This window comes from Serratia sp. 506_PEND (genome assembly GCF_001076875.1).
In the GTDB taxonomy this organism is placed as follows: domain Bacteria; phylum Pseudomonadota; class Gammaproteobacteria; order Enterobacterales; family Enterobacteriaceae; genus Serratia; species Serratia marcescens.
On the sequence record NZ_JVEL01000241.1, the window covers coordinates 1 to 2,884 of the forward strand.

Annotated in this window: 2 protein-coding genes and 1 pseudogene; all 3 read right to left on the minus strand. The window is 62.1% G+C overall.

Annotation, left to right across the window (positions count from 1 at the left end):
* Nucleotides 1–105: 105 nt before the first annotated feature.
* The gene (locus ADK28_RS06255; RefSeq protein ID WP_048795185.1) at nucleotides 106–1,374 is read right to left on the minus strand and encodes an MFS transporter; all 1,269 of its coding nucleotides are present in this window, start codon (nucleotides 1,372–1,374) and stop codon (nucleotides 106–108) included.
* Nucleotides 1,375–1,514: 140 nt separating this feature from the next.
* Nucleotides 1,515–2,480 carry a sugar kinase gene (locus ADK28_RS06260; RefSeq protein WP_048795187.1) on the minus strand — a complete coding sequence of 322 codons (966 nt, stop codon included), beginning with the start codon at nucleotides 2,478–2,480 and terminating at the stop codon, nucleotides 1,515–1,517.
* Between the two features lie 7 nt (nucleotides 2,481–2,487).
* Nucleotides 2,488–2,884 (minus strand): annotated as a pseudogene (locus ADK28_RS06265) (sugar phosphate isomerase/epimerase); the annotation flags it as partial.

Sequence of the window (2,884 nt, forward strand, 5' to 3'; positions counted from 1 at the left end):
GGCTTTTGTACAATACGATAGAAGGCTTCATCACGAACTCCAGCTGAGCCAAAGGGGGCATGGCGCCCCCCCCGGTTGGGTTAACAGAGAAAAAGTATAACCGGATCAAGCCAATTGCGGCTGGATCTCGTTGCGGGCGGGCTTGACGATCAGCGTCAGCACCACCGCCACCACCAGTGCGATGGCCATAAACATGTAAGAGGCCGCCGGGCTGCCGGTGGCGCCATTCAGATAGCCGACGAACCACGAACCGAAGAACGAACCCAGCGCGCCCATGCTGTTGATCAGCGCCATGGCGCCGCCGGCGACGTTTTTCGGCAGCATTTCCGGAATGATGGCGAAGAACGGCCCATAAGGGGCATACATCGCAGCGCCGGCGACCACCAGCAGGCCGTAGGAGATCCAGAAGTGGTTGGCGCCGACGGCGTAAGATCCGAAGAACGCCAGCGCGCCGATCAGCAGCAGCGGCCAGACGAACAGCTTGCGGTTTTGCATTTTGTCCGACGCCCAGGAGACGACGACCATGGCGATGGTTGCCGCCAGGTAAGGCACCGCCGACAGCCAGCCGGCTTCCACCATGCCCATCTGCATGCCGCTGCGCAGGATGGAAGGCAGCCACAGCACGAAGCCATACACGCCGATGCTCCAGGCGAAGTACTGCACGCACAACAGGATCACGTTGCGTGAGCGGAAGGCTTCGCCGTAGTTGCGCACGGCCTTGATGCCTTTCTGCTCTTCGTCCAGCTGCTGTTGCAGCGCCTGTTTCTCATCGGCGCTCAACCAACCGGCCTGCGCCGGTTTGTCTTTCGCCAGCACCCACCAGCAGAACGCCCAGATAACCGCCGGAATGCCCTCGATGATAAACATTTCGCGCCAGCCGAAGGCGTGGATCAGGTAGCCTGACACCACCGACATCCACAGCACCGTCACCGGGTTACCGAGGATCAGGAAGGTATTGGCGCGTGACCGTTCCGATTTGGTGAACCAGTTGCTGATGTAGATCAGCATCGCCGGCATCACCGCCGCTTCCACCACGCCGAGAATAAAGCGGATGGCGGCCAGCATCGGGATATTGCTGACCACGCCGGTCAGCGAGGCGCAACCGCCCCACAGGATCAGGCACCAGAAGATCAATTTTTTGACGCTGCGGCGTTCGGCGTAGATGGCACCGGGAATTTGGAAGAAGAAATAACCGAGGAAAAACAGCGCGCCCAACAGCGAGGCCATGCCCTTGGTGATGCCGAGATCTTCATTGATGCCGGCGGCGGAGGCGAAGCTGAAGTTGGCGCGATCGAGATAGGCCAGGCTGTAGGTGATAAACACGATGAGCATGATGTACCACCAGCGTTTGGCCGCGACAGTCGCTTTGTTCATGTTCAGTATCCTTCAGTGGTGTTGCATCCCCTTCGCACGGCACGCTGGGCGTGAAAGACGAAGGGGCAGATGCTCTCCCGACGCGTCCCGGTTGTAGGGCCAGAGGCTGACGTCATGCGGAGAAGTCGTTTTTTTTATTGTTATTCGGCCAGCGCCGCACGGGTCGGCAGGCCTTCGCTGTCGCCGATGGCCTGGATCGCCAGCGAGCCGATTTTGTTGCCGCGCTGCACCGCCTGTACCAGCGTTTTGCCTTCCAGCAGGGCGCTGAGGGTGCCGACGGCAAAGCCGTCCCCGGCGCCGACGGTATCCACTACGTTGTCGACCTTGACCGCGGCCACCGCCGCCTTATCGCCGGCGGCGGTTTTAAACCAGGCGCCATCCGGACCGGTTTTGATGATCACCGCCTGCACGCCGCGTTCCAGATAGAAATCGGCGATGCCTTCCGGCGTCGATTGGCCGGTGAGGATCTGCCCTTCTTTCAGCCCCGGCAGCACCCAGTCGGCGGCGAACGCCAGCTGGTTCAGCTGCTCGATCATCACCTCGCGGCTGGGCCACAGCACCGGGCGCAGATTGGGGTCGAACGAAATGGTTTTGCCCATGGCGCGCATCTCGCGCGCCGCATGGTGGCACAGCGCCAGCGATTCGCTGGACAGCGCCGCCGCCACGCCGCTCAGGTGCAGGTGGCGCGCGGAACCGAAATACTCGCGGTTAAAATCGGCAATCGACAGGTGACTGGCCGCCGAGCCCTTGCGGAAGTATTCCACGCTGGGATCGGTACCATCGGTGGTTTTGGATTTCACCTGAAAACCGGTGGGGTAGTGGCCGTCGACCGTCACCTGCCGGTAATTGATGCCTTCCTTTTTCAACTGCTGCAGGGTGAAGCGCCCGAACGAATCGTTGCCGACGCGGCTGACCCAGCCGACGTTCATGCCCAGACGCGCCAGGCCGATCGCCACGTTCAGTTCGGCGCCGGCGATGCGTTTGGTGAAGGTTTCCACCTCCGCCAAGTCGCCGGTTTGCGCCGCCACGAACATCGCCATGGCTTCGCCCAGCGTGACCACATCCAGGGGCGCCTGCTGCGCCGTCGTTGCCGTTAACGTTGTCATCATGGGGTTACTCCGCACGCAAGATATTGACGTAATGGCGGGTGACGGCTTCCAGGTCATCGCCCTGCAACGGGAATTCGATACCGCGCGGCACATCGTGCGGCAGGCGGGCCAGCAGGTCGCGCCAGCTGCCGTCGGTATCGTCCAGCGCGATGGCGCGCCAGCCGCGCGGGCCTTGGGTGGCGGCTTTGACGTGCACGTAACCGACGTGGCGGGCCAGGCGTTCGGCGGCGGCGAAGGCGTCTTGCCCCACCCACAGCCAGTTGGCCATATCGAAGGTCATGCTGACCGGCAGGTGGCTATCTTCCGCGGCGTGGAAAAAGGCGTTCAGCATCGACAAAATGCCGCAGTCCGGCGTTTGGTCGTTCTCGACCACCAGCTTGACCGGGTGTTGCTCCAGCGCC